This is a genomic window from Dongia rigui, from assembly GCF_034044635.1.
Classification (GTDB): Bacteria; Pseudomonadota; Alphaproteobacteria; order Dongiales; family Dongiaceae; genus Dongia; species Dongia rigui.
The window spans coordinates 39,709-61,035 of record NZ_JAXCLX010000002.1 but is presented as its reverse complement, the minus strand read 5'-3'; the positions used below and the strand labels follow the sequence as shown (position 1 = coordinate 61,035).

At 63.9% G+C, this 21,327-nt stretch carries 24 protein-coding genes; 12 read left to right on the top strand and 12 right to left on the bottom strand.

Annotation, left to right across the window (positions count from 1 at the left end):
- Positions 1-5 precede the first annotated feature (5 nt).
- Positions 6-755 (top strand): SDR family NAD(P)-dependent oxidoreductase, encoded by a 750-nt coding sequence (locus SMD31_RS11760; protein WP_320501084.1) that lies wholly within the window; start codon positions 6-8, stop codon positions 753-755.
- Here SMD31_RS11760 and ureG read toward each other — a convergent pair.
- From ureG to SMD31_RS11725, 7 genes are read right to left on the bottom strand one after another with little or no spacing between them, the layout of a single operon-like run.
- Positions 752-1,408 (bottom strand): urease accessory protein UreG, encoded by a 657-nt coding sequence (ureG, locus tag SMD31_RS11755; protein WP_320501083.1) that lies wholly within the window; start codon positions 1,406-1,408, stop codon positions 752-754. The genes SMD31_RS11760 and ureG overlap by 4 nt on opposite strands.
- Positions 1,405-2,121, bottom strand: a complete 717-nt coding sequence (locus SMD31_RS11750; protein ID WP_320501082.1) for an urease accessory protein UreF — start codon at positions 2,119-2,121, stop codon at positions 1,405-1,407. Before SMD31_RS11750 ends, ureG begins: the two co-directional genes overlap by 4 nt.
- Entirely contained in the window at positions 2,096-2,587 is a 492-nt protein-coding gene (locus tag SMD31_RS11745; protein ID WP_320501081.1) for an urease accessory protein UreE, read from the bottom strand. Before SMD31_RS11745 ends, SMD31_RS11750 begins: the two co-directional genes overlap by 26 nt.
- A 5-nt stretch (positions 2,588-2,592) precedes the next feature.
- A complete protein-coding gene (gene ureC / locus SMD31_RS11740; RefSeq protein WP_320501080.1) occupies positions 2,593-4,302 on the bottom strand; it encodes an urease subunit alpha in 1,710 nt (569 codons plus the stop codon).
- Between the two features lie 4 nt (positions 4,303-4,306).
- A complete protein-coding gene (locus tag SMD31_RS11735; protein ID WP_320501079.1) occupies positions 4,307-4,618 on the bottom strand; it encodes an urease subunit beta in 312 nt (103 codons plus the stop codon).
- Positions 4,619-4,630: 12 nt separating this feature from the next.
- Positions 4,631-4,933 carry an urease subunit gamma gene (locus tag SMD31_RS11730; RefSeq protein WP_320501078.1) on the bottom strand — a complete coding sequence of 101 codons (303 nt, stop codon included), beginning with the start codon at positions 4,931-4,933 and terminating at the stop codon, positions 4,631-4,633.
- Positions 4,934-4,945: 12 nt separating this feature from the next.
- Complete coding sequence (locus SMD31_RS11725) at positions 4,946-5,788, bottom strand: urease accessory protein UreD (protein WP_320501077.1); 843 nt, start codon at positions 5,786-5,788, stop codon at positions 4,946-4,948.
- A gap of 222 nt (positions 5,789-6,010) precedes the next feature.
- On the opposite strand from SMD31_RS11725, the gene pncA reads away from it, so the two are divergent.
- Positions 6,011-6,628 carry a bifunctional nicotinamidase/pyrazinamidase gene (pncA, locus tag SMD31_RS11720; RefSeq protein ID WP_320501076.1) on the top strand — a complete coding sequence of 206 codons (618 nt, stop codon included), beginning with the start codon at positions 6,011-6,013 and terminating at the stop codon, positions 6,626-6,628.
- Here the strand turns inward: pncA and SMD31_RS11715 are convergent.
- Entirely contained in the window at positions 6,625-7,176 is a 552-nt protein-coding gene (locus SMD31_RS11715) for a chloramphenicol phosphotransferase CPT family protein (protein ID WP_320501075.1), read from the bottom strand. The two genes, pncA and SMD31_RS11715, sit on opposite strands and share 4 nt — an antisense overlap.
- Positions 7,177-7,389: 213 nt before the next feature.
- Between SMD31_RS11715 and SMD31_RS11710 the strand changes: the two genes are divergently transcribed.
- The 7 genes from SMD31_RS11710 to SMD31_RS11680 are packed head-to-tail and all read left to right on the top strand — an operon-like array spanning position 7,390 to position 15,003.
- Entirely contained in the window at positions 7,390-8,238 is an 849-nt protein-coding gene (locus SMD31_RS11710) for an FAD binding domain-containing protein (RefSeq protein ID WP_320501074.1), read from the top strand.
- Between the two features lie 3 nt (positions 8,239-8,241).
- Positions 8,242-10,986 carry a molybdopterin-dependent oxidoreductase gene (locus SMD31_RS11705; protein ID WP_320501073.1) on the top strand — a complete coding sequence of 915 codons (2,745 nt, stop codon included), beginning with the start codon at positions 8,242-8,244 and terminating at the stop codon, positions 10,984-10,986.
- On the top strand, positions 10,983-12,503 hold the full coding sequence (locus SMD31_RS11700) for a 6-hydroxynicotinate reductase (protein WP_320501072.1): 1,521 nt from the start codon (positions 10,983-10,985) through the stop codon (positions 12,501-12,503). The genes SMD31_RS11705 and SMD31_RS11700 overlap by 4 nt, the downstream gene beginning before the upstream one ends.
- Positions 12,500-13,402 carry a UPF0280 family protein gene (locus SMD31_RS11695; RefSeq protein WP_320501071.1) on the top strand — a complete coding sequence of 301 codons (903 nt, stop codon included), beginning with the start codon at positions 12,500-12,502 and terminating at the stop codon, positions 13,400-13,402. The genes SMD31_RS11700 and SMD31_RS11695 overlap by 4 nt, the downstream gene beginning before the upstream one ends.
- Entirely contained in the window at positions 13,389-13,973 is a 585-nt protein-coding gene (locus SMD31_RS11690; RefSeq protein ID WP_320501070.1) for an amino acid synthesis family protein, read from the top strand. Before SMD31_RS11695 ends, SMD31_RS11690 begins: the two co-directional genes overlap by 14 nt.
- Entirely contained in the window at positions 13,970-14,554 is a 585-nt protein-coding gene (locus SMD31_RS11685; RefSeq protein WP_320501069.1) for an amino acid synthesis family protein, read from the top strand. Before SMD31_RS11690 ends, SMD31_RS11685 begins: the two co-directional genes overlap by 4 nt.
- Positions 14,554-15,003 (top strand): MarR family winged helix-turn-helix transcriptional regulator, encoded by a 450-nt coding sequence (locus tag SMD31_RS11680; protein WP_320501068.1) that lies wholly within the window; start codon positions 14,554-14,556, stop codon positions 15,001-15,003. The genes SMD31_RS11685 and SMD31_RS11680 overlap by 1 nt, the downstream gene beginning before the upstream one ends.
- Positions 15,004-15,087: 84 nt before the next feature.
- On the opposite strand, the gene SMD31_RS11675 is transcribed toward SMD31_RS11680, so the two are convergent.
- Both SMD31_RS11675 and SMD31_RS11670 read right to left on the bottom strand, forming a co-directional pair.
- Positions 15,088-15,375, bottom strand: coding sequence for a GIY-YIG nuclease family protein (locus SMD31_RS11675; RefSeq protein ID WP_320501067.1), 288 nt, complete (start codon positions 15,373-15,375; stop codon positions 15,088-15,090).
- Between the two features lie 79 nt (positions 15,376-15,454).
- Positions 15,455-16,663, bottom strand: a complete 1,209-nt coding sequence (locus SMD31_RS11670) for an amidohydrolase family protein (protein ID WP_320501066.1) — start codon at positions 16,661-16,663, stop codon at positions 15,455-15,457.
- A 161-nt stretch (positions 16,664-16,824) separates the two neighbouring features.
- Between SMD31_RS11670 and modA the strand changes: the two genes are divergently transcribed.
- From modA to modC, 3 genes are read left to right on the top strand one after another with little or no spacing between them, the layout of a single operon-like run.
- Entirely contained in the window at positions 16,825-17,610 is a 786-nt protein-coding gene (gene modA, locus SMD31_RS11665; RefSeq protein ID WP_320501065.1) for a molybdate ABC transporter substrate-binding protein, read from the top strand.
- Positions 17,611-17,615: 5 nt separating this feature from the next.
- Positions 17,616-18,317: a molybdate ABC transporter permease subunit gene (modB, locus tag SMD31_RS11660; RefSeq protein ID WP_320501064.1), complete on the top strand. Its 702-nt coding sequence runs from the start codon at positions 17,616-17,618 to the stop codon at positions 18,315-18,317.
- Positions 18,307-19,404, top strand: coding sequence for a molybdenum ABC transporter ATP-binding protein (gene modC, locus SMD31_RS11655; protein ID WP_320501063.1), 1,098 nt, complete (start codon positions 18,307-18,309; stop codon positions 19,402-19,404). Before modB ends, modC begins: the two co-directional genes overlap by 11 nt.
- Here modC and SMD31_RS11650 read toward each other — a convergent pair.
- Complete coding sequence (locus tag SMD31_RS11650) at positions 19,401-19,811, bottom strand: carboxymuconolactone decarboxylase family protein (RefSeq protein ID WP_320501062.1); 411 nt, start codon at positions 19,809-19,811, stop codon at positions 19,401-19,403. The two genes, modC and SMD31_RS11650, sit on opposite strands and share 4 nt — an antisense overlap.
- Before the next feature lie 15 nt (positions 19,812-19,826).
- Positions 19,827-21,326, bottom strand: a complete 1,500-nt coding sequence (locus SMD31_RS11645; RefSeq protein ID WP_320501061.1) for a sugar ABC transporter ATP-binding protein — start codon at positions 21,324-21,326, stop codon at positions 19,827-19,829.
- Between the last annotated feature and the right edge of the window lies 1 nt (position 21,327).

Here is a 21,327-nt window from a genome sequence, read left to right as displayed (position 1 = left end):
CGACCATGCTGCTCGATTTCACCGGCCGTCGCGTCATCGTCACCGGCGGCAGCCGCGGTATCGGCCGTGCGACAGCGCTGGCCTTCGCCAGAGCCGGCGCCGATGTCTCGATCTGTGCGCGTGGCGCCGAGACGCTGGAGAAGACGCGCGGCGAGATCGCTGCCGTCGGCTGCATGGTGCATGCGGCCACCTGCAATTTGGCCGACGCCGAGGCGATCAAGACTTATGTGGCAGCGGCGGCAGATGCCCTGGGCGGCATCGACATCCTGGTCAGCAACGCCTCCGGCATCGACAATACCGGCGACAGCTGGGTCGATTGCCTCAATGTCGATGTCATGGCCGCCGTCCGCCTGGCCGACGCGGCCCTGCCGTTCCTGGCGCGTGCCACGGATGCCTCGGTCATCAATGTCACGTCAATCTCCGGCATGATGCCGTCGGCGCGCGACCCGGCCTATGCGGCGGCAAAAGCGGCGCTCATCAACTTCACGACCTCACAGGCCGTGCAGTTGGCGCCCAAGAAGATCCGTGCCAATGCCGTGGCGCCAGGCTCGATCGATTTTCCCGGCGGTTTCTGGGATCGTTGCCGCACCGAGACGCCGGAAGTCTACAAATCCGTCCAAGACGGCATTCCCCTGGGGCGCTATGGCAAGCCGGAGGAGATCGCCAACGTCATCCTGTTCCTCGCCTCGCCGCTTGCCAGCTGGGTCACGGGGCAGACGCTGGTGGCCGATGGCGGCCAGGTCCTGCGCGCCTAGCTCCAATCCTGCAAGGCGGGCAGAGCCGCGACGAAGCGGTCTTTCCGCTTTGGGAGACCGGCAAGCTCCAGGATCAGCTCGATGATGCGCTCGAGGCCCAGCCCTTCGCGCATATTGGCAAAGACGAAGGGCTTTTCCTTGCGCTGAACGGTCGCATCCTTGGCCATCACGTCGAGATCGGCATGGACGATGGGTGCCACATCCACCTTGTTGATGACGAGGATGTCGGAACGCGTGATGCCCGGCCCGCCCTTGCGCGGGATCTTGTCGCCGGCCGAGACGTCGATCACATAGATGGTGAGGTCGGCCAACTCCGGTGAGAATGTGGCGCTCAAATTGTCGCCGCCGGATTCGACGAACAGCATTTCCAACTTCGGAAATTTCGCGACCAGATCGTCGACGGCGGCGAGATTGATCGACGCGTCCTCGCGAATGGCGGTGTGCGGACAGCCGCCGGTCTCGACACCGGCGATGCGCTCGATCGGGAGGACACCCGCGCGCGTCAGGAATTTCGCGTCCTCGCTGGTATAGATGTCATTGGTGATGACGGCGATATCGTAGGAATCAGCGAGGCAACGGCATAGCCGTTCGAGCATCGCCGTCTTGCCGGAGCCGACGGGACCACCGATGCCGATGCGGATGGGGAGGGTCATGAGCGGAACAACCTCGTATATTGCGTTTCGTGTTTCATGCTCGACCAGTCGACGGCAAGCGCCGCGCCACCGAGGTCGTCGAGGGAAAGGGCTGCCAGGGTCGCGACATAACCGGTAATGCGCGGCTCGAGCATGGCGACCGTCCGCAGCCCATCGCTTTGCCCCAGCGGCACCAGGCGAATGCCGGCCGAGATGAGATTGTTGGCAAAGGCCGTGAGATAGGCCTCAACGGCCACGGGTTCTTCGATACCGGCGATGGCACAGAGGGTGCCGACGATGATGGGATAGGTGATGGCGCAATCCGCCGTCGCCAAGGCCTTCACCGCCGGGGCATCGGCATAATGCGGCCAGCCGCCGGCAATGGCTTTGAGGAACGCAGCCCCTTGCGCGGAGGCTTCCTGCGCCAGTTCCATCGTGCCGCGCAGGGCCGCCGCCTGACCGGCCGCGAGCACCAGCCCCGGCACATCGTATGCCCGCGTGGCGCGATAGGCGGCAAGGAGGAGTAGCCCGTCATTGCGGCCCGCCCCAAAGCGCAAGATGCCATCGATCCAGCTGGCCAGGCTCGGCTGGTCGCGGACCAAGCCGGCCTCGATCGCATATTCGATGCCATGCGAATAGCTGAATCCGCCCACGGGAAAGCTCGGCGACAGCCAGGTGAGCAGCCGCGTTGCCGAATGCGTGCCGTGATCAATGGGTGTGGGTATCTGGTCCATGCGCGTGATCATGGGCCGGGCCGGCATAGGCCCCGCCTTCGGGGTGGAACGGCGCTGCGACGGTCGCAAGTTCGGCACCCAGACCTTTCAGCATGTTGCGCAGGACCGCGTCGTCGATGAGGCGCAGGCGCCGGTCATCGACCATCTCCGCCGCCGTGTGACGGTTACCTACATGCCAGGCAAGCTGTGCCAGATGCCTGGGATCACGTGCCGTCACCTCCAGCAGTGCCTCCGGCGCCGCGACGACGCGGATGAAGCCATGACCCATCAACTGCAATCCATCGCCATCGGCCAGCCGCACCGGCCGTTCAAGATCGAGCAGAAACGGCCTGCCCGCATCATCGACGAGACGGATGCGGCGCCGGCTGCGATCGGCATAGATCAGCGTCACCGTGCCGCTCTCCTGCGCCTTCGGCCAATAACCTGACGGAATGACGGCCGTCGCCCGGTGCATCTGTTCCGTCATGATCGTCAGAACAGGAAATAGCGTTGCGTCATGGGCAATTCCTTGGCCGGTTCGCAGGTGAGCAGCCGGCCATCGGCGCGCACTTCATAGGTTTCGGAATCGACCTCGATCGCCGGCATGGCGTCATTGTGGATCATGTCCTTCTTGGTGACACTGCGGGTGCCCTGCACCGGCAGCAGGCGCCGCTGCAGGCCCAGCGCCTCACCGACACCTTCGGCAATCGCCGCCGGACTGAGGAAGGTCACGGTGCTTTGGGTGAGTGCCTTGCCGAAGGCGCCGAACATGGGTCGGTAATGCACGGGCTGCGGTGTCGGGATCGAGGCATTGGGATCGCCCATGGGTGCCGCCATGATCATGCCGGCCTTGAGGATGATATCGGGCTTCACGCCGAAGAAGGCCGGCTTCCACAACACCAGATCGGCGAGCTTCCCGGCTTCGATCGAGCCGATCTCATGGGCCATGCCCTGCGCGAGGGCCGGGTTGATCGTGTATTTGGCGAGATAGCGCTTCACCCGCTTGTTGTCGTTCTCGGCCGGGTCGCCGGGCAGGCTGCCGAACTGCGCCTTCATCTTATGCGCCGTCTGCCAGGTGCGGATGATCACCTCGCCCACCCGACCCATCGCCTGACTGTCCGACGACATCATGGAAATGGCGCCCATGTCGTGGAGCAAATCCTCGGCGGCGATGGTTTCGCGCCGGATGCGGCTTTCGGCAAAGGCGATGTCTTCGGGAATGCGGGCGTCGAGATGATGGCAGACCATCAGCATGTCGAGATGTTCGTCGAGCGTGTTGACGGTGAAGGGCCGCGTCGGGTTGGTCGAGGACGGCAGCACATTGGGGAGCGAGCACAGCTTGATGATGTCGGGGGCATGCCCGCCGCCGGCACCTTCGGTGTGATAGGCGTGGATGATGCGGTTCTTGAAGGCCGCCACGGTACGCTCGACGAAGCCGGATTCATTGAGCGTGTCGGTATGGATCGCTACCTGCACGTCCATGTCGTCGGCGACGCTGAGGCAATTGTCGATGGCGGCCGGGGTCGTGCCCCAATCCTCATGCAGCTTCAGGCCGCAGATACCGGCCTTGATCTGTTCGATGAGGCCGTCGGGCTTTGAGGTATTGCCCTTGCCGAGCAGGCCGATATTGACCGGTAGGCCTTCCATCGCCTGCAGCATGCGGCCGATATGCCAAGGCCCCGGCGTGCAGGTGGTGGCGGACGTCCCTTCCGCGGGGCCGGTGCCGCCACCGACCATGGTGGTGATGCCGGAATTGATCGCCTCTTCCGCCTGTTGCGGGCAGATCCAATGAATATGGGAATCGACCCCACCTGCCGTCACGATGCGGCCTTCGCCGGCGATGATCTCGGTCCCTGGACCGATGATGATATCGACGCCATCTTGCGTATCCGGATTGCCGGCCTTGCCGATGCCGGCGATGCGGCCGTCCTTGAGGCCGATATCGCCCTTGACGATGCCCCAATGGTCGAGGATGACGGCATTCGTGATGACGGTATCGACGGCACCTTGCGCCCGTGTGCGCTGCGACTGCGCCATGCCGTCGCGGATCGATTTGCCGCCGCCGAATTTCGCCTCCTCGCCAGGGATGGCGAAATCCTTTTCGATCTCGATCACCAGATTGGTATCGGCGAGGCGCAGGCGGTCGCCCTTGGTGGGGCCATAGGTCAGGGCATAGGTGCCGCGGTTCATGCGATAGGCCATCCCGTCAGCCCTCCAGCTTGCCGTCGACAAGACCGCCGAAGCCATGGATGATTCGGTCGCCGCCAATGGCGACCAAATTCACCTCGCGGCTTTGGCCCGGCTCGAAGCGGACAGAGGCACCGGCCGGAATGTCGAGGCGGTAGCCGCGCGCCGCCGCCCGGTCGAAATCGAGCGCCGTGTTGGTCTCGAAGAAATGGAAATGACTCCCGACCTGGATGGGCCTGTCGCCGGTATTGGCAACACGCAGCGTCGCCGTGGGGCGCCCGTCATTGAGAACGATCTCGCCGCCCAAGGGCCATACTTCGCCTGGGATCATTTGCGTGCCCTTTCAGCGGATCGGATGATGGACGGTGACGAGTTTCACTCCGTCCGGGAAAGTCGCTTCGACCTGGACTTCGTGCAGCATCTCGGGGATTCCTTCCATCACCTGATTGCTGGTCAGCACCGTGGCGCCGTCGCGCATCAGATCGGCCACGGACCGGCCGTCGCGCGCCCCTTCGACGATGTAATCGGAGATGAGGGCGATCGCTTCCGGGTAGTTGAGCTTGACGCCGCGCTCGAGCCGCCGCCGCGCCACGATGGCCGCCATGGAAATGAGTAGTTTATCCTTCTCGCGGGGCGTGAGGCGCATGCGATCAATCCTTCAGGCGTGCCAGAACGTGGGCAGATTGGCGGGCAAGTTTCGCGCGCGGCCGCGCAGGCCCATCCACAGGGCCGCGAATGATGGGCGGATGTCCGACGCGTCATCGGCCAGCCAGCGCACCAACAGCACATCGTTCACGATGGTCGCCGCTGCCCGCAGGGCGTTGTTGGCCAACGCCAGTCTTTCACGGACCCAGGCTAGAGCCGCACCGAGATCAGCGCCGACATGGACCAGCATGGCGCTGGCCCTAGCACCGGCAAGGGCAGCCGGATGCGCCAGCATGGCCGTGAGATCCTGGTCGGCTGCATGAAAGATGTCGGCCCAGGCGGGCTTGCCATCGCGCGCCAATTGCCAGCCGTCATGGACGAGGCCGTGGGTCAGGTGTTCGCCGCGCGCCTGGCGGCCAAAGACCAGGATTTCGCCGCCCAGCATCGCGCTGCCCGTGGCCATGGCGAGCGAGGTGCGCCGCCGCAGCCTTGCGCCATCGAACAGGATGGTTTCCTGCGGCAGCCATTCCAGCCAGCCGTCGGCGCCCACGCTAAGATTGATGTCGATCCGCGTCTCGGCACCCGTCGAACGATAGAGCTTCTCCGCCGCCTGGCCGACCGCCATGACCCCGGCACCCGCCGCGACGTCGACCGACATGGTCAGATGGTCACCGCCGGTGAAGCCGCCGCAGGTCGCGGTGATTGCCGTCACCGGCAGGCCCATGTCCGGGCAATGCGGGAACAGCGCCCGAAGCGGCGCCCGCTGATCGAGGTGGACCAGGCGCGTCTCGGCCGGCGACTTGCCGGCAAATCGGATGTCGAGACTGCCTTCCACCGCCATCCCCTTTTTGCTCAAGCGCCATTCGTCGCGCTGCCGCGACCAAGGCCCTTTCGCAAGTCCGGTGCCAAGGTAGGCCAAGGCGGAAAATCCTTCATTTGCGGCCATGTCACGGGATCGCCTGCCCATATTTCAGGCAGCCGTCCAGCCATCTGCCCAAATTCTGGCGCCTTGGCCCCGCCAGCTCGCCTCGCCTATGATGGCGTGAGCCACGCATGGATTCGTTCCAGGAGAGGGATCTTGACCGCAGCCAATGCCGATAATGAGGCCCTGATCGTCATCGATGTGCAGAACGATTTCTGCCCCGGCGGTGCCTTGGCGGTCGCCGGTGGTGATGAGATCGTGCCGCTGGTCAACCGCCTGATCGACGCCCACGCCCATGTCGTGCTGACACAGGATTGGCACCCGGCGGGGCATTCGAGCTTTGCCAGCAGCCATGCGGGACAAGCCCCCTTCGGCTCGATCGATCTCGCATACGGGACGCAGACCCTGTGGCCGGACCACTGCGTTCAAGGGACGCGCGGTGCCGAATTTCACGCCGGCTTGGCCTGGACTAAGGCAGAGCTGGTCATCCGAAAGGGCTTTCGCCCAGGCATCGACAGCTATTCGGCCTTCTTTGAGAATGACCGCAAGACACCGACGGGCCTTGCCGGCTATTTGCGCGAACGCGGCCTGCCGCGTCTGACCCTGGTGGGTCTCGCGACCGATTACTGCGTCGCCTATTCGGCACTCGATGCGCGGCGCCTGGGTTTCACGACCCGTGTCGAGCTCGCGGCCTGCCGCGGCATCGATCTTGGCGGCTCGCTGCAAGCCGCACTGACTGAGATGCGCGCGGCCGGGGTCGAGCTCGCCGCCTAGAGCTGGAAGCGCGCCTTGATCAGCGCCGCAGCAGCAGCCGGCGTGATGTCGTTGGTATCGATTTCCAGATCGTAGCGCTGGCCCGCATGCACGCGGTCGAACTGCCAGCGCGCCAGGCCGATGAGCCGGTCGCCGCGCGCCTGTTCCCGCGCTTCCAGCACCGCGAGGCTGGCCATCACGCCGACCCAATGGACGCGATAGGGCGCCAGCACCTTGCGGTAGGCGTCCACGGTGTCGCCCAGCATGACATCGTCGACGATGAGATCGTTGCCGCTCTTTGCCAAGGCGGCGATGGCGTGCCGCATGCCGTCCATCAACCGCGCCATCACCGGGCCGCTGTGGATCGCGACGGAAGGTTTGCCGTCCGCGATCTCGGTGATAAATCGCATGCCGTCCGGGTGATCGAAATAGGCCGGCGGCAGCATTTCGCAGAACACATCCATTGAAACATGCAGGAAAGGGGTGGCGGTGATTTCCTGCAGCGCCTTGGCAATCGATGTTTTGCCCACACTGCCGACGCCGTTGAGGATGACGATTCGTGCCGCCATGAAAACCCGTTTCACTGATCCGCCGATAAGGTCGGCATTTTTCTAGGGATTTGGCGGGCGGCGCAATCGGCATCTTAACCCCGCGGGGCGATGGAAGGGTCTTGACGCTTGGGCCTGTCGGCGGGACAATCATTTGCACACAAATGAATTCGCCAGCCCGGCTGGATGCCAAAATCCGCCGGGCCGAGCCGTTTCGGGAGCCATCGCGTCGCCATGTTTTTGCAGCCGGCATCGCTCAACGCCGCCATCGACCTGCTGACACAGCACCAGGGTCGGTTGCTGGCCGGGGGCACCGATTTATTCCCGGGCATCAACGTGGTGCCGGAAAACCGGCCGATCATCGATATTTCGCGGGTGCCGGAACTCTCTGTCATCAGCACGGAGGCGGATCACATTCGCCTTGGCGCCGGAGCCACCTGGAGCGAGATCGTGGCGGCCCCCCTGCCAGCCGGCCTGGAAGCGCTGAAGGCAGCGGCACGCGAGATCGGGTCCATCCAGATCCAGAATCGCGGCACCATCGGCGGCAATCTGTGCAACGCCTCGCCAGCGGCCGACAGCGTACCGCCGCTCCTCACCCTGGATGCCCAGGTCGAGATTGCCGCGCCATCGCGCCGTCGCGACATGCCGCTTGGCGATTTCATCCTCGGCAACCGCCGCACGGCCTTGGCGGCGGACGAGATTCTCAGCGCCGTGCTGATACCCCGGCGTCAGGCGGAGCGCTTGACCAGCCATTTCGTGAAGCTGGGCGCGCGGCGCTATCTGGTGATTTCGATCGCCATGATCGCTGTGGCGCTCGAGCGATCAGCCGACGGTGCCATTTCGACGGCCCGCGTCGCCATTGGGTCGTGCTCGGCCGTGGCGCAGCGCCTGCCGCAGATCGAGCAGGCCCTGATCGGCGCGCGGTCCGTCACCGACATTGCCGTTGCCGTGACGCCGGTCCGGCTCGCCTCCCTCTCACCAATCGATGACGTGCGCGCGACCGCCGATTATCGGCGCGATGCGGCAGCGACCCTCATTCGCCGTGCCGTGCAGGATTGTTTCGTCAAATGCGGCGAGGCTTGAGACATGCAGGATAACGCCGCCATCCCCTTCACCCTCAACGGCCAGAAGATTGCCGTCGCCGTTCCCCCTGAGCGTCGCCTCAGCAATGTGTTGCGTGACGATCTGGGGCTGTCTGGCACCAAAGTCGGTTGTGACGCCGGTGATTGCGGTGCCTGTACCATCCTGCTTGATGGTGACGCCGTCTGTTCCTGCCTGATGGCCGTGGGCCAGGTGAGCGGTCGTGCACTCGTCACCGTCGAAGGGTTGCCGGCCGAAAATCCGGTCGCCGCGAAGCTGCAGCAATCCTTCCTTCGCCACGGCGCCGCGCAATGCGGCATCTGCACGCCGGGCATGCTGGTGGCCGCGACAGCGCTTCTCGAAAAAGACCCGACGCCGGATGAGACGGCGGTAAAGGATGCGCTTGGCGGCGTCCTGTGCCGCTGCACAGGCTATCGCAAGATTATCGCCGCTGTGCTGGACGTTGACACGGCACGTGGCGCGGCCGAATTGCCGGGTGCAGGTGCGGCCGTCGGCGCACGTATCGACAGGTTGGACGGTCAACGCAAGGTCAGCGGCACGGATCTGTTCGGCGCCGATGGCCATGAGACGAACGCACTGTTGCTTCGCGCCATTCGCGCGCCCTATCACCATGCGCGCTTCACGTTGGGCGATCTTGACGCCTACGCGCGCACCAACCCGGGCATCGTCCGCATCTTCACCGCCAAGGATGTGCCGGGCGAGAACTGTTATGGCGTGATTGGCCCCTTCGCCGATCAACCTGTCTTCGCCGTGAATGAGACGCGCTTCAAAGGCGAAGCGGTGGCGGCGATCGTGGGCGATCCCAAAATCATCGAGGCGCTGGATCTGCGGCATTTTCCCGTGAGCTGGGAAGAACTGCCGGCAATGCTCACGCTGGATGCGGCGCTCAAGCCCGATGCGCCGCTCCTTCACGATGCACGCGCCGGCAATGTCCTGGTACGCGGCTGGGTGAAGCGCGGCGAAGCGGTAGATGCACTGGCCACGTCCGATGCCGTGGTCGAGGGTCTCTTTGAAACTGGCTTTGTCGAGCACGCCTATATCGAACCCGAAGCCGGCATCGCGCGCCGCGTCGGCAACCGGATCGAGGTGCAGGCCTGCACGCAAGCGCCCTATATGGACCGCGACGATGTCGCCAAGATCCTCGGCCTGAAGCCGGAAGACGTGCGCATCATTCCGACGGCAGTGGGCGGCGGTTTCGGCTCGAAGCTCGATCTCTCGGTGCAGCCTTTCATCGCTGTGGCCGCGTGGCACCTCAAACAGCCGGTGCGCATGGTCTATTCGCGGGCCGAATCCATCGCCACCACGACCAAGCGCCATCCCGGCAGCATGCTGGTGAAGGTCGGCGCCAGCAAGGACGGCGCTCTCACCGCGATCGATTTTGCCGGCGATTTCAACACCGGCGCCTACGCGTCTTGGGGGCCAACCGTCGCCAATCGCGTCCCGGTTCATGCCTCTGGTCCCTATTACGTCCCACATTATCGGGCGAAGACCCGCGCCGTGCATACCCATGCCGTGCCGGCCGGTGCCTTCCGCGGCTTCGGCGTCCCGCAGGCGAGCATCGCGCAAGAGCAGCTCTTTGACATGCTGGCGGAGAAACTGGGCATCGATAAGCTCGACTTCCGCCTGAAGAATGCGCTGGGCCCGGATCAGCCGACGGTGACCGGCCAGATCCTTGGTGCCGGCACCGGCATCCGCGCCTGTTTTGAGGCATTGAAGCCGCACTGGGACCGCGCGCATCGCGACGCGGAAGCGGCCAACGCACAGCCATCGACCATCCGTCGCGGTGTTGGCGTTGCCGGCATGTGGTATGGCTGCGGCAACACCTCGCTGCCGAACCCCTCGACGATCCGCTTGGGCCTTAAACCCGATGGCCGCCTGGCTCTGCATCAGGGTGCCGTCGATATCGGGCAAGGATCGAACACCGTCATTACCCAGCTTTGCGCCGATGCGCTGGGCGCACCCATCGACCGCTTCGATCTGCTCTCGGCCGATACGGATATCACGCCGGATTGCGGCAAGACGTCCGCGTCGCGGCAGACTTTCGTCACCGGCAAGGCGGCGACCTTGGCGGGGGCGGCCTTGCGCCAGCAGATTCTGCGTCTCGCCAATGCCGGCCAAGATGCCACCCTGTCGTTCCGAGATGGCCAGCTGTTGGTTGTCGGCAATGGCATCGCCCATCCGATCGATCTTGCCGGTTTGGCCAAAGATGCGCGCGGCTATGTGCTGGCGGCAGAAGAGACATTCGATCCGCCGACCAGCCCGCTCGACGAAAACGGCCAGGGCAATCCCTATGCGCTCTATGGCTTCGGCGCGCATCTGGTGGAGTTGGCGGTGGATACTGAACTTGGCACCGTGCAGCTGATCAAGATCACGGCCGCCCATGATGTTGGCCGCGCGGTCAATCCGACGCTGATCGAAGGCCAGATCGAGGGCGGCGTCGCCCAAGGCATCGGGCTTGCGCTGATGGAGGAGTTCCACCCCGGCCGGGGCGAGAACCTTCACGACTATCTCATCCCGACCATTGGCGATGTGCCACCGGTGGAATCGATCCTGATCGAAGATGCATCGCCCGTCGGTCCGTTCGGCGCCAAGGGCATCGGCGAGCAGGCCCTCATCCCCACCGCGCCCGCCATCCTCAACGCCATCGCCGATGCGACCGGTGTGCGCATCATGCGCGTGCCAGCGACACCCGACCGCATCCGGACCGCCATCAAGGAGGCCGCGCGATGAGTGAAACCCAGCAAGCCGCCGCTGTCGACAGCAGCGTCGGGCCCAAGGTCGTCGACGGCAAGATCCGCTGCGATGCCTGCCCCGTCCTGTGCTACATCCGCGACGGCGCCACCGGTGCCTGCGACCGTTACGCCAACAAGGGCGGTGAGCTGATCCGTGTCGATGCGCATATCCTGTTGAGCCAGGCCCTGGCCGATGGCCAGGCGGTGGTGCCGTTCGGCGGCCAGATGTCGGAATGGGACGGCGACATCCTGCATGCCGGCGGCACGTTCGTGACCGCCATCGGCGCCGGCACGACCTACCCCGATTACAAACCCGCCCCCTTCATCGTCGCCGCGGAAGTCGAAGGCGTCGACATGGTGACGGTGGTGACGGAAGGAATCTTCAGCTATTGCGGCGTGAAGATCAAAATCGATACCGACCGGTTCCTTGGCCCCGAGCAATCGATTGTGCGGGCGCAAGGCGAGGCGGTCGGTCATGTGACGACCGGCGAATATGGCTCACAGATGCTGTCCTTGGGTGGCGTGCATCACCTGACCGGCGGGTCGAAGAAGGAAGGCCGTGTTACCTGCGACACGCTCCTCGCCCTCTGCAACAAGCAGGGGGTTGAACTGACCATCGATGGCGGGGCGACCGTCATCGTCGAAGCGGGCAAGGCACCCATCGTCAACCATGTGCCAGAGGAGCGCATGCGCGTCGGCTGCGGGTCGGCCACCATCGGCATGTTTGCCAAGCAATGGCAGGGCAAGGTCGATGAAGTCGTGGTGGTCGATGACCACATCACCGGCGTGCTCTCGGAACACCAAGCGGGCAAGCTCCTTGGCATTCCCGACACCGGCATCAAGATGCGTGGACGTCGCTCGACGCCCGGGCGTTATTTCCAGGTGGCCGAACCCGGCACGGGCTGGGGCGGCACCGATATTTCCGACCCGCTCTCCATCCTGCAGCCCTTCGACCCGAAGGTGGCAAAGCCTGGCCTCACCATGCTGATGGTGAGCACGACCGGCGAGCATGCCGGCTATTACGTGCTCGATGACAACCTGCAGCCGATCGAGCATGACATGCCCAAACCGCTGCAGGATTCGGTGACGCGCATCAAGGAGAATTGCGAGCCAGCCCTGTCGACCGTCTTGTTCATGGGCGGTGCCGGCGGATCCTTGCGCGCTGGTGTGACCGAGAACCCTGTGCGCCTCACGCAATCAGTGAAGCGTGCCCTCACCTATGTCACCTGCGGCGGTGCCCCGGCTTATATCTGGCCCGGTGGCGGCATCACCTTGATGGTCGATGTCACCCTGCTGCCGCAGAACGCCTTTGGCTATGTGCCGACGCCAGCATTGGTGGCGCCGATCGAATTCACCATGCGGCTTGATGATTACGCAGCGCTCGGCGGGCATATGGATTTCGTGCAGCGCATCGACGCGCTGCCCAGCGACGGCTTCAAGCGCCAGCAGGTGGGCCAACACGCGCAAGCGCCCTGGCCGCTCACCTTCCACAATCGGACGGACAAGGCGTCATGAGCCGCCGGCAACAGGCCAAGTTCCTGCCGGACGGGCGCCGCCTGCATTTGCAGGACGGTCCCATCGACCTCATCATCGAGGCGCAAGGGCCGGATGCGGCGGTCACCATCGCCTATGACGCCGCTTGTGATCGCTTTGCCACACTGCTTGATGAACTCTGCGTCGAGTTGCCATTGCTGCGCCGGCCCATGACGCCGGAAAGTGCTGCACCCCATGGGCCTGTGGCCCGCCGCATGGCGGCCGTCGCGCGCCTCTATTCCGACAAGCATTTCGTCACGCCGATGGTGGCGGTGGCCGGGGCCGGCGCCGAAGCGGTCCTCGATGCCATGACCGCTGCCGCACCGCTTACCCGGGCCTATGTCAACAATGGCGGTGACATTGCGCTGCATCTCACGGCTGGAACGCATTTCGAGATCGGCATGGTAGACCGCCCGGATCATCCGCGCCTCTTTGGCAAACTCCTCGTGGCGCCCGGCGATGGTGTGCGCGGGATCGCCACCAGCGGTCGCCATGGCCGCAGCTTCTCGCTCGGCATCGCCGATGCGGTGACCGTTCTGGCTGCCGATGCGCCAACTGCCGATGCCGCCGCCACCATGATCGCCAATGCCGTCGATCTCCCCGATCATCCGGCCATCATCCGCGCGCCAGCCGATTCACTGCAGCCGGACAGCGACCTGGGTTCGCGGCTCGTGACCCGTTCCGTCGGCGCATTGGCGCCACAGGATGTGGCCCGCGCCCTGATGCGCGGCGTGCGCTTTGCCGAGCACTTGCTGGCGCTCGGCCGCATTCACGCAGCGGCCCTGCATCTTGCCGGCGAGACCCGGCTCGTTCTCAATAATCCGGGTTTGATGAGCCTTATCGGCCACCAGAAGGAAGTGAAGATCCATGCCGCAGGTTGATATCCGCAAGCGTCTCATCTCGGTCGAAGAGATTTTCCATGAAGGCGGCCCGCGTGCCAACAAGCCGCTGCGCCGCGTCGTCGGCCTCGCCGTCATCAAGAATCCCTTCGCCGGCCGCTATGTCGAGGAGATCACGCCATTCATGGAAGATCTGCGCCCGCTTGGCCTCGATCTCGCCCGCGACATGGTGAAGGCGCTGGGCGGCGATCGCTCGATCGTCGAAGGCTATGGCAAGGGTATCATCGTCGGCGCCGCCGGTGAACTGGAACACGGCGCGCTGTGGCACGCACCGGGCGGTTATGCGATGCGCGAGGTTCTGGGCGACACCAAGGCGATCGTGCCCTCGTCGAAGAAAGTGGGCGGCCTGGGTGCGCGGCTCGACGTGCCGGTCACCCATGTCAACGCCTCCTATGTGCGCAGCCATTTCGATTCCATAGAAGTGGGTCTCCCCGACGGCCCGCGCGCCGACGAGATGCTGGTGGCGCTGGTGATGACGACGGGTGCCCGCATCCACAACCGCGCCGGCGGCCTCAAGGCCAGCGAGATCAAGGGAGAGGACGGATTGCGATGAAAGCCGAGATCAGGAAGATCGTCACCTTCGTCGAGGAAACCCACCGCGAGATGGACAAGGGTATCGCGCCGCCGACGCGCCGTGCCGCCGCGGTCGCGGTGATCGCCAATCCCTTTGCCGGGAAATATGTCGAGGATCTGACGCCCCTCATGGATATCGGCGAGGAACTGGGCGCGCTGCTGGCGGCAAAGGCCGTGGCGGCCCTCGGCATCGACGGGGCGAAAGCCGAGAGCTATGGCAAGGCGGCTGCCGTCGGCGAGAATGGCGAACTGGAACATGCCGCCGCCATCCTGCACCCGAAGATGGGGACGCCGGTGCGCAAGGTTCTGGAAAAGGGGGCGGCACTCATCCCCTCCTCGAAGAAGCGCGGCGGGCTTGGATGCGTGCTCGACGTGCCGCTGGGGCACAAGGATGCGGCTTACGTGCGCAGCCATTTCGACGGCATGGAGGTGCAGATCAATGACGCGCCGCGTGCGGGTGAGATCATGGTGGCGGTGGCCGTCACCGATAGCGGTCGCCCGCTGCCGCGTGTGGGTGGCCTCACCAAGGATCAGATCAAGGGCGAGGATGGATTGCGCTGATGGCAAACCAGCCGCGCACGCGACCCGCCGCGCCGGTCGATGGCTATAGCCTCGACGATCAGATCGGCTTCATCCTGCGCAAGGTGAGCCAGCGCCACACGGCGATTTTTGCCGCCACCTTCGGCAGCGACCTTACCGCCCCGCAATGGGCCACACTCGCCAAGCTCTATGAGAATGGCCCCACCTCGCAGAACCTGCTCGGCCGCCTGGTGGCACTCGATGCCGCAACGATCAAGGGCGTGGTCGATCGCCTCGCGGCACGCGGGCTCACCATCACCAGCCCCGACCCCGTCGACGCCCGCCGTGTGCTGGTGACCTTGACCGATGCGGGAAGGAAGGAAGCTGAACGCGGCTTTCCCATCGCCGCCGCCATCACCGAAGAAACGCTGGCACCACTCGATGCCGGGCAGCGGGCGCAATTGATCGCGCTGTTGAAGGCGTTGAGTTAATCAGATTGGGTTTGCCGGATTCTTTCGTCATCCCCGGGCTTGACCCGGGGATCAGGTGCGACTGGGCTGTACTCCGCCATGCTGCTAAATCTGCAGTCGCTCGAAGATATCTTCCCAATTAGGGTTCTCTTTTTCGATCAGATCTAGTTTCCACCCGCGCGACCAGCCTTTGATATTCTTTTCTCGCTGAATCGCGCCGCGGATATCGTCGTGGAACTCTGCATGAACCAGCTGATGCAGCTTGTAGCGCGATGTGAAACCTTCAACGACACCCTCGCGATGTTCCCAGATCCGCCGTGGAAGATCGCTGGTTACACCAACGTACAACGTGCCGTGTGGACGATTGGTGACAATGTAGACCCAACCACCCATCTATCGAATTCTCTTGCCTTGCTTCCATCACTTGCAAGCTGATGCCCGGGTCAAGCCCGGGCATGACGTTTGGGTGAAACTACCCCAGCTTCCCCTTCACCAGATCCGGGATCTTCGTTGCCGGTGGCGTATTGCGGCTGCGCTGAATGCGGGGCACGCCGTCGATGACGACCATGCCGACGCCGGGCAGATCGCCGAGACGGACCGATTCCAGCAGATCCTTGCCGGCGGAATGCTGCGCCTTGTCGAGGAAGACGAAATCGGCGGCCATGCCCTTCTCGATCAACCCGGTATCGAGCTTGCGCATGCGCGTTGTGTTGCCGGTGGCAAAGCAGAAGGCCACTTCCGCCGGCACGTCACCCAGCGCCGACAGCATCGAGACCATGCGCAGGATGCCGAGCGGTTGCACGCCGGAACCGGCCGGCGCATCGGTACCCAGGATGACGCGCTCCAACTGGTTCATCTCGCGCGCGGTGCGCAAGGTGAAGAGGGCCGCGCGCTCATTGCCGTTATGGACGATCTCCAGCCCGCGCTTGCAGCCCTCGCAAATGCAACGGATCTGATTGTCGGGCAGCGCCGTGTGACCGCCATTGATGTGCCCCACCACATCGGCATCGACCTCCAGCACGACATCCTTGTCGATGAGGCCGGAGCCTGGGATCGATGGGCCACCGGTGTGGATGGTCGATTGAATGCCGTATTTTCTGGCCCAGCTTGCCATCTTATGCGCCGTCGGGCCGTCCTTGACACCGCCGAGGCCGATTTCGCCCAGCAGCTTCACGCCGGCATCGGCGAGATCCTTGAAATCCTGTTCCGTCATGCCGGGCTCGATGACCGGCGCCCCGGCATGGAGCTTCACGCCACCCGGGCGGAAAGCCGCATAAGAGCGCTGATGGAAGATCGCCATCGCCTTCAAGCCGACGATGTCCTTGGGCCGCCCCGGCATATGCACTTCGCCGGCCGAGATCATGGTGGTGACGCCGCCATGGAGCGATGAATCGATCCAGCCGATCTGGTTCTGGCGCGGCGTCCAATCGCCGGCGACCGGATGCACATGGCTATCGATGAGCCCTGGCGCCAGCGCGACACCCTGGGCATCGATCACCGTGTCGGCATTGTCGAGATCGAGATCCTTGGCCTTGCCGATGGCGCTGATCTTGCCGTTTTCCACCAGGACCGCATCACCGGCAAGAATCGGGTTCTGGATGTCGCCGCTGAGGATCAGGCCGATATTGCGGATCGCCAGCTTTGCCGGCCCGGCGGCTCCGGCAGGTGCGTCATGGGCCATGGTGGCTCCCTTCAACTCTCTTGAAACAAAGGACAATTTTCGTGGCCGATCTTAGTGCAGGGGCCGTGGGTGAGTCACGAAAAACGGTGTCGGATCGGCTTTGACGACGGAGGGATTTTCGATATATACGAATGAACACAACGAAGTCCGGGAAACACTCCATGATCGCCTTTCTGACCCGCCGCTCACTCATCGCCGCGGCCCTCGCCCTCTCGACCCTCGCCGCAGCACCCATCGTCGCGAAGGCTGACGACAAGATCGTCGTCTTCGCCGCAGCGAGCCTCAAAGGTCCGCTCGATGATGCCGCAGCCGCCTTCAAGGCGGCCAAGGGTGGCGATATCGCCATCTCCTATGCGGGCAGCTCAGCGCTTGCCAAGCAGATCGAAGGCGGTGCGCCGGCTGATCTTTTCATCTCCGCCGATCTCGACTGGATGGACCATGTCGAAAAGGCCGGCCAGGTAAAGGACGGCACGCGCAGCAACTGGCTGGGCAATACGCTGGTGCTCGTCGCGCCGGCGGACAGTGCATTGACCCTGAAGATCGCCGACGGCGTCGATCTCGCCGGTGCGGTGGGCGACGGGAAGCTCGCGATGGCCGATGTGAAGGCGGTTCCGGCCGGCAAATACGGCAAGGCGTCACTGGAAAAGCTCGGCGCCTGGGCCGCAATCGAGCCCAAGGTGGCGCAGGCCGAGAACGTTCGCGCCGCCCTGGCACTGGTCGCTTCGGGCGAAGCGCCGTTGGGCATCGTCTACCAGACCGACGCCACAGCCGAGCCCAAGGTGAAGGTGGTCGACACTTTCCCGGAGGACTCGCACAAGCCGATCATCTATCCTATCGCCCAATTGACCGGATCGACGGCGCCGCTCGCCGCTGACTTCCTGGCCTACCTGAAGTCCCCGGAAGCGACGGTGCTGTTCGAGAAGGCAGGTTTCAAAATCCTGAAGTAGGTTTCGTGCTGTCATTCACCCCGGAAGAACTCGTTGCGATCCATCTCAGCCTGAAGATCGCCCTGGTGGCCACGGCGGCATCGCTGCCGTTCGGGCTTCTGGTGGCTTGGGCTTTGGCGCGACGGGACTTCTGGGGGAAGACGTTGCTCAACGGAATCGTTCACCTGCCCCTCATCCTGCCGCCGGTGGTGACCGGCTATCTGCTTCTCCTGGTCATGGGCCGCAAAGGGCCCGTGGGATCCATTCTGGATCAATGGTTCGGCATCGTCTTCGCCTTCCGCTGGACGGGTGCTGCACTGGCTGCCGGTATCATGGGCTTTCCGCTACTGGTGCGGGCCATTCGTCTCTCCATCGAACTGGTCGACCGGCGACTGGAGCAGGCGGCGGTTACCCTGGGTGCCCCACCCATCTGGGTTTTCATCACCGTCACCCTGCCCTTGGCCCTGCCCGGCATCATCGCCGGCATCATTCTGTCCTTCGGCAAGGCACTGGGCGAGTTCGGCGCCACGATCACCTTCGTCTCCAACATCCCTGGCGAGACGCAGACCATTCCGACCGCGATCTACACCTATACCAATGTGCCGGGCGGCGACACGGCGGCGATGCGTCTTGTCGTCATCTCGATCGTCATCTCCATGGCGGCGCTGGTTCTTTCCGAACTGCTGGCGCGCCGGGTTTCAGCGAAGGTCATCGGCGATGAGCGTTGAGATCTCCCTGCGCCACAAGATGGGCGCGCTCGACATTGCCGCCGATTTCATCAGCGCGAGCGGCATCACCGCGCTCTTCGGCCGTTCCGGTTCCGGCAAAACCACGCTGGTCAACATGGTGGCAGGGCTGACGCGGCCCGATTCAGGCGTCATCAAGATCGGCAACCGCGTTCTTTTCGACAGTGCGCGCGGCATCAACCTGCCGCCGCATCACCGTCGCGTCGGCTATGTGTTCCAGGAGGCTCGCCTTTTCCCGCATCTGACGGTGAAGCAGAACCTCGATTACGGTGCCTTTTTCAACAAGGCCCGCGACCAGCGACAGTTCGACCACATCGTCTCGCTGCTAGGGATCGGTCATCTGCTGGAACGGCGACCACTGCATCTCTCCGGTGGCGAAAAGCAGCGCATCGCCATCGGCCGTGCCTTGCTGTCGGACCCGGAAGTGCTGTTGATGGATGAGCCGCTGGCGTCGCTTGACGAGGATCGCAAGGGCGAGATCCTGCCTTATCTCGAACGGCTGCGTGACGAGGCCGAAATGCCGATCCTTTATGTCACCCATGCGGTGCCGGAAATCGCGCGCCTCGCCAGCTCGGTCGTGTTGATCGCCGACGGCAAGTCGATTGCCAGTGGCACCGCTGCGGAGATTCTGGGCCGGCTCGACCTGCTGCCCTTCACCGCGCAGGACGAAAGCGGTGCCGGTGCTCTTATCGACGCGACGATTGCGCGACACGATATCGACGACCAGCTCACAATTCTTGCCTCACCACTGGGCGAACTGCGCATCCCGGCCCTGGGCGCCGCGATCGGCACGCATCTCAGGGTTCAGATCAAGGCGCGCGACGTGATGCTGAGCCTCGCGCGCCCGGTCGATATCAGCGCGCTCAACATCGTGTCCTGCCGCATTGCTGATCTGCGGGAAGACGAAAGCGGCATGGTGAATATCGGTCTCGACCGCGAGGGCGCCACTCTCCTCGCCCGCATCACGCCGAAATCGGCGCGCGACCTGGCGCTCAAGCCGGGAAAACCGGTCTATGCGGTGATCAAATCAGTGGCCTTCGACCGCCGCATGATCGGGACGTGGAATTAAGATTTCACCTCGAATTCCGGATCGAGCGGGATCTGCATCGCCGTCACCAGGTGATTGGTCTGCCCGGCAAGACTGATGATCGCCATCAACTCGGTGTGCTGCTCATCCGTCATGCCCTTGGCACGCGCGGCGGCTGTGTGGGAATGAACGCAGTAGGAGCAGCCGTTCGCTGTCGAGACCGCGATGTAGATCATTTCCTTGGTCAGCGGGTCGATGGCGCTCGGCGTCGCCATCACCGCCTTGATCTGGTCCCAGATGCGCTGCAGCAGCACCGGACTGCCAGCGAGGCCACGCCAGATATTGTTGATGAAATCTGATTTGCGCGTGGCGCGGATGTCGTCATAGACCGCCTTTACCGCCGGATTCTTCTCTGCCTCGGCAATGCTTGGCAGTTTCAAGGTCGCCATGGCGTTACTCCTTCGTCAGTGGACCGCCGCATACATGATCTTTTCCTCGGTGGCATCGCTGGGCGAGAATTCCTCGACGATGCGCCCCTGGCGGCAGACCAGAATGCGGTCGGACAAGTTCATGATCTCCGGCAGATAGGACGAGATCACCACCACGGCAAGACCCTGATCGGCCAGCCGGTTGATGAGCTGGTGGATTTCCGCGATGGCGCCCACGTCGACGCCGCGCGTCGGTTCATCGAAGATGATGATGCGCGGCTTCTGCACCAGGCCCTTGCCGATCACCACCTTCTGCTGGTTGCCGCCCGAAAGCTCGACCACGCGCGCGTTGTCATTGATCGCCTTGATGTTGAGCGTCGAGCGCCATTCGGCCGCCAGATCCTGCATCTCGCGCATCGAAATATAGGCGTTCTTCTCGCGACCGGAGGCGAGCAAGCCCGAAAACAGATTCTCCGCAATCGACATGGTCTCGAAGAAACCTTCGCTCTTGCGGTCCTCGGTCACATAAACGATGCCGTCCTTGACCGCCTCGCGCGGCACATAATAGCGCACCGGCGTGCCATCGAGATGCACTTCGCCACCGCGCAGGAAATTGCGCTTGTAGATGCCGGAGACGACCTTGAACGTCTCGGTGCGGCCCGAGCCGATCAAGCCGAAGACACCGGTGATCTGGCCCTCGAAGATGGAGAAGGAGTTGTTCCTGACCACGGCACCCATCGAGATATCCTCGACCGAGAGCACCTTGTTGCCGGCAGCGCGGATCTTCGCCGCATCCCGCGCCTTGCCGTAGAGTTCGTCCGACAGGGCGCGGCCGACCATGGCGCGCACGATCTTCTCGCGGTCGAAGTTCTTGGCGTCGTCGGTGATGACATGCTCGCCGTCACGCATGATGGTGATGCGGTCGGCATGCGCCAGCGCCTCCTCCAGCGCGTGGCTGATGAAGACGATGGAGACGCCGCGGGCCTTCAATCGCTGCATGAGCGCAAAGAAGTGGCGTTTTTCCTCGGGCGTCAGTGTCGCCGTCGGCTCGTCGAAGATGATGACTTCGGCATTGTGATGGACGGCGCGGGCGATCTCGACCATCTGGCGTTTCGCTGCACCCAGCGTCTCGACGGTTGCAGTGGGGTCGACCGGAAAGTTCAACGATTGCAAAAATTGCTGGGCCGAAATGTAGATGCCACGGAGGCGGTTGAGGAATTTCTCCTCGCCGAGATAGAGGTTCTGCGCCACGGTCATGGAGGGCACCAGGCTCGTCTCCTGGAACACCATGGCGATGCCGGCCTGCAGGGCCTCGTTGGGTGAAGCGAATTTCACCGGCATCCCGCGATAGCGCATTTCACCGCTCGTCGCCTCGACGACACCGGCCATGACCTTGGTGAGGGTCGATTTGCCCGCGCCATTCTCGCCCAGCAGGGCGTGGATTTCGCCCTTGATGAGCGCGAAATCAATATTCTTCACTGCCGGCACACCACGATAGGCCTTGGTGACCTGCCGCATCTCGATGATCGGATCCATC

Bases quoted from the DNA above. Each gene is read 5' to 3' on its own strand.
- SMD31_RS11745 (WP_320501081.1), bottom strand. From the start codon at position 2,587: ATGACGGAACAGATGCACCGGGCGACGGCCGTCATTCCGTCAGGTTAT.
- SMD31_RS11705 (WP_320501073.1), top strand. From the start codon at position 8,242: ATGCAGGATAACGCCGCCATCCCCTTCACCCTCAACGGCCAGAAGATT.
- SMD31_RS11690 (WP_320501070.1), top strand. From the start codon at position 13,389: ATGCCGCAGGTTGATATCCGCAAGCGTCTCATCTCGGTCGAAGAGATT.
- SMD31_RS11650 (WP_320501062.1), bottom strand. From the start codon at position 19,811: ATGGCGACCTTGAAACTGCCAAGCATTGCCGAGGCAGAGAAGAATCCG.
- SMD31_RS11680 (WP_320501068.1), top strand. From the start codon at position 14,554: ATGGCAAACCAGCCGCGCACGCGACCCGCCGCGCCGGTCGATGGCTAT.
- SMD31_RS11670 (WP_320501066.1), bottom strand. From the start codon at position 16,663: ATGGCCCATGACGCACCTGCCGGAGCCGCCGGGCCGGCAAAGCTGGCG.
- modA (WP_320501065.1), top strand. From the start codon at position 16,825: ATGATCGCCTTTCTGACCCGCCGCTCACTCATCGCCGCGGCCCTCGCC.
- SMD31_RS11735 (WP_320501079.1), bottom strand. From the start codon at position 4,618: ATGATCCCAGGCGAAGTATGGCCCTTGGGCGGCGAGATCGTTCTCAAT.
- SMD31_RS11685 (WP_320501069.1), top strand. From the start codon at position 13,970: ATGAAAGCCGAGATCAGGAAGATCGTCACCTTCGTCGAGGAAACCCAC.
- SMD31_RS11760 (WP_320501084.1), top strand. From the start codon at position 6: ATGCTGCTCGATTTCACCGGCCGTCGCGTCATCGTCACCGGCGGCAGC.
- SMD31_RS11675 (WP_320501067.1), bottom strand. From the start codon at position 15,375: ATGGGTGGTTGGGTCTACATTGTCACCAATCGTCCACACGGCACGTTG.
- SMD31_RS11645 (WP_320501061.1), bottom strand. From the start codon at position 21,326: ATGGATCCGATCATCGAGATGCGGCAGGTCACCAAGGCCTATCGTGGT.
- ureC (WP_320501080.1), bottom strand. From the start codon at position 4,302: ATGGCCTATCGCATGAACCGCGGCACCTATGCCCTGACCTATGGCCCC.
- SMD31_RS11695 (WP_320501071.1), top strand. From the start codon at position 12,500: ATGAGCCGCCGGCAACAGGCCAAGTTCCTGCCGGACGGGCGCCGCCTG.
- modC (WP_320501063.1), top strand. From the start codon at position 18,307: ATGAGCGTTGAGATCTCCCTGCGCCACAAGATGGGCGCGCTCGACATT.
- ureG (WP_320501083.1), bottom strand. From the start codon at position 1,408: ATGACCCTCCCCATCCGCATCGGCATCGGTGGTCCCGTCGGCTCCGGC.
- SMD31_RS11700 (WP_320501072.1), top strand. From the start codon at position 10,983: ATGAGTGAAACCCAGCAAGCCGCCGCTGTCGACAGCAGCGTCGGGCCC.
- SMD31_RS11710 (WP_320501074.1), top strand. From the start codon at position 7,390: ATGTTTTTGCAGCCGGCATCGCTCAACGCCGCCATCGACCTGCTGACA.
- SMD31_RS11730 (WP_320501078.1), bottom strand. From the start codon at position 4,933: ATGCGCCTCACGCCCCGCGAGAAGGATAAACTACTCATTTCCATGGCG.
- SMD31_RS11750 (WP_320501082.1), bottom strand. From the start codon at position 2,121: ATGGACCAGATACCCACACCCATTGATCACGGCACGCATTCGGCAACG.
- SMD31_RS11715 (WP_320501075.1), bottom strand. From the start codon at position 7,176: ATGGCGGCACGAATCGTCATCCTCAACGGCGTCGGCAGTGTGGGCAAA.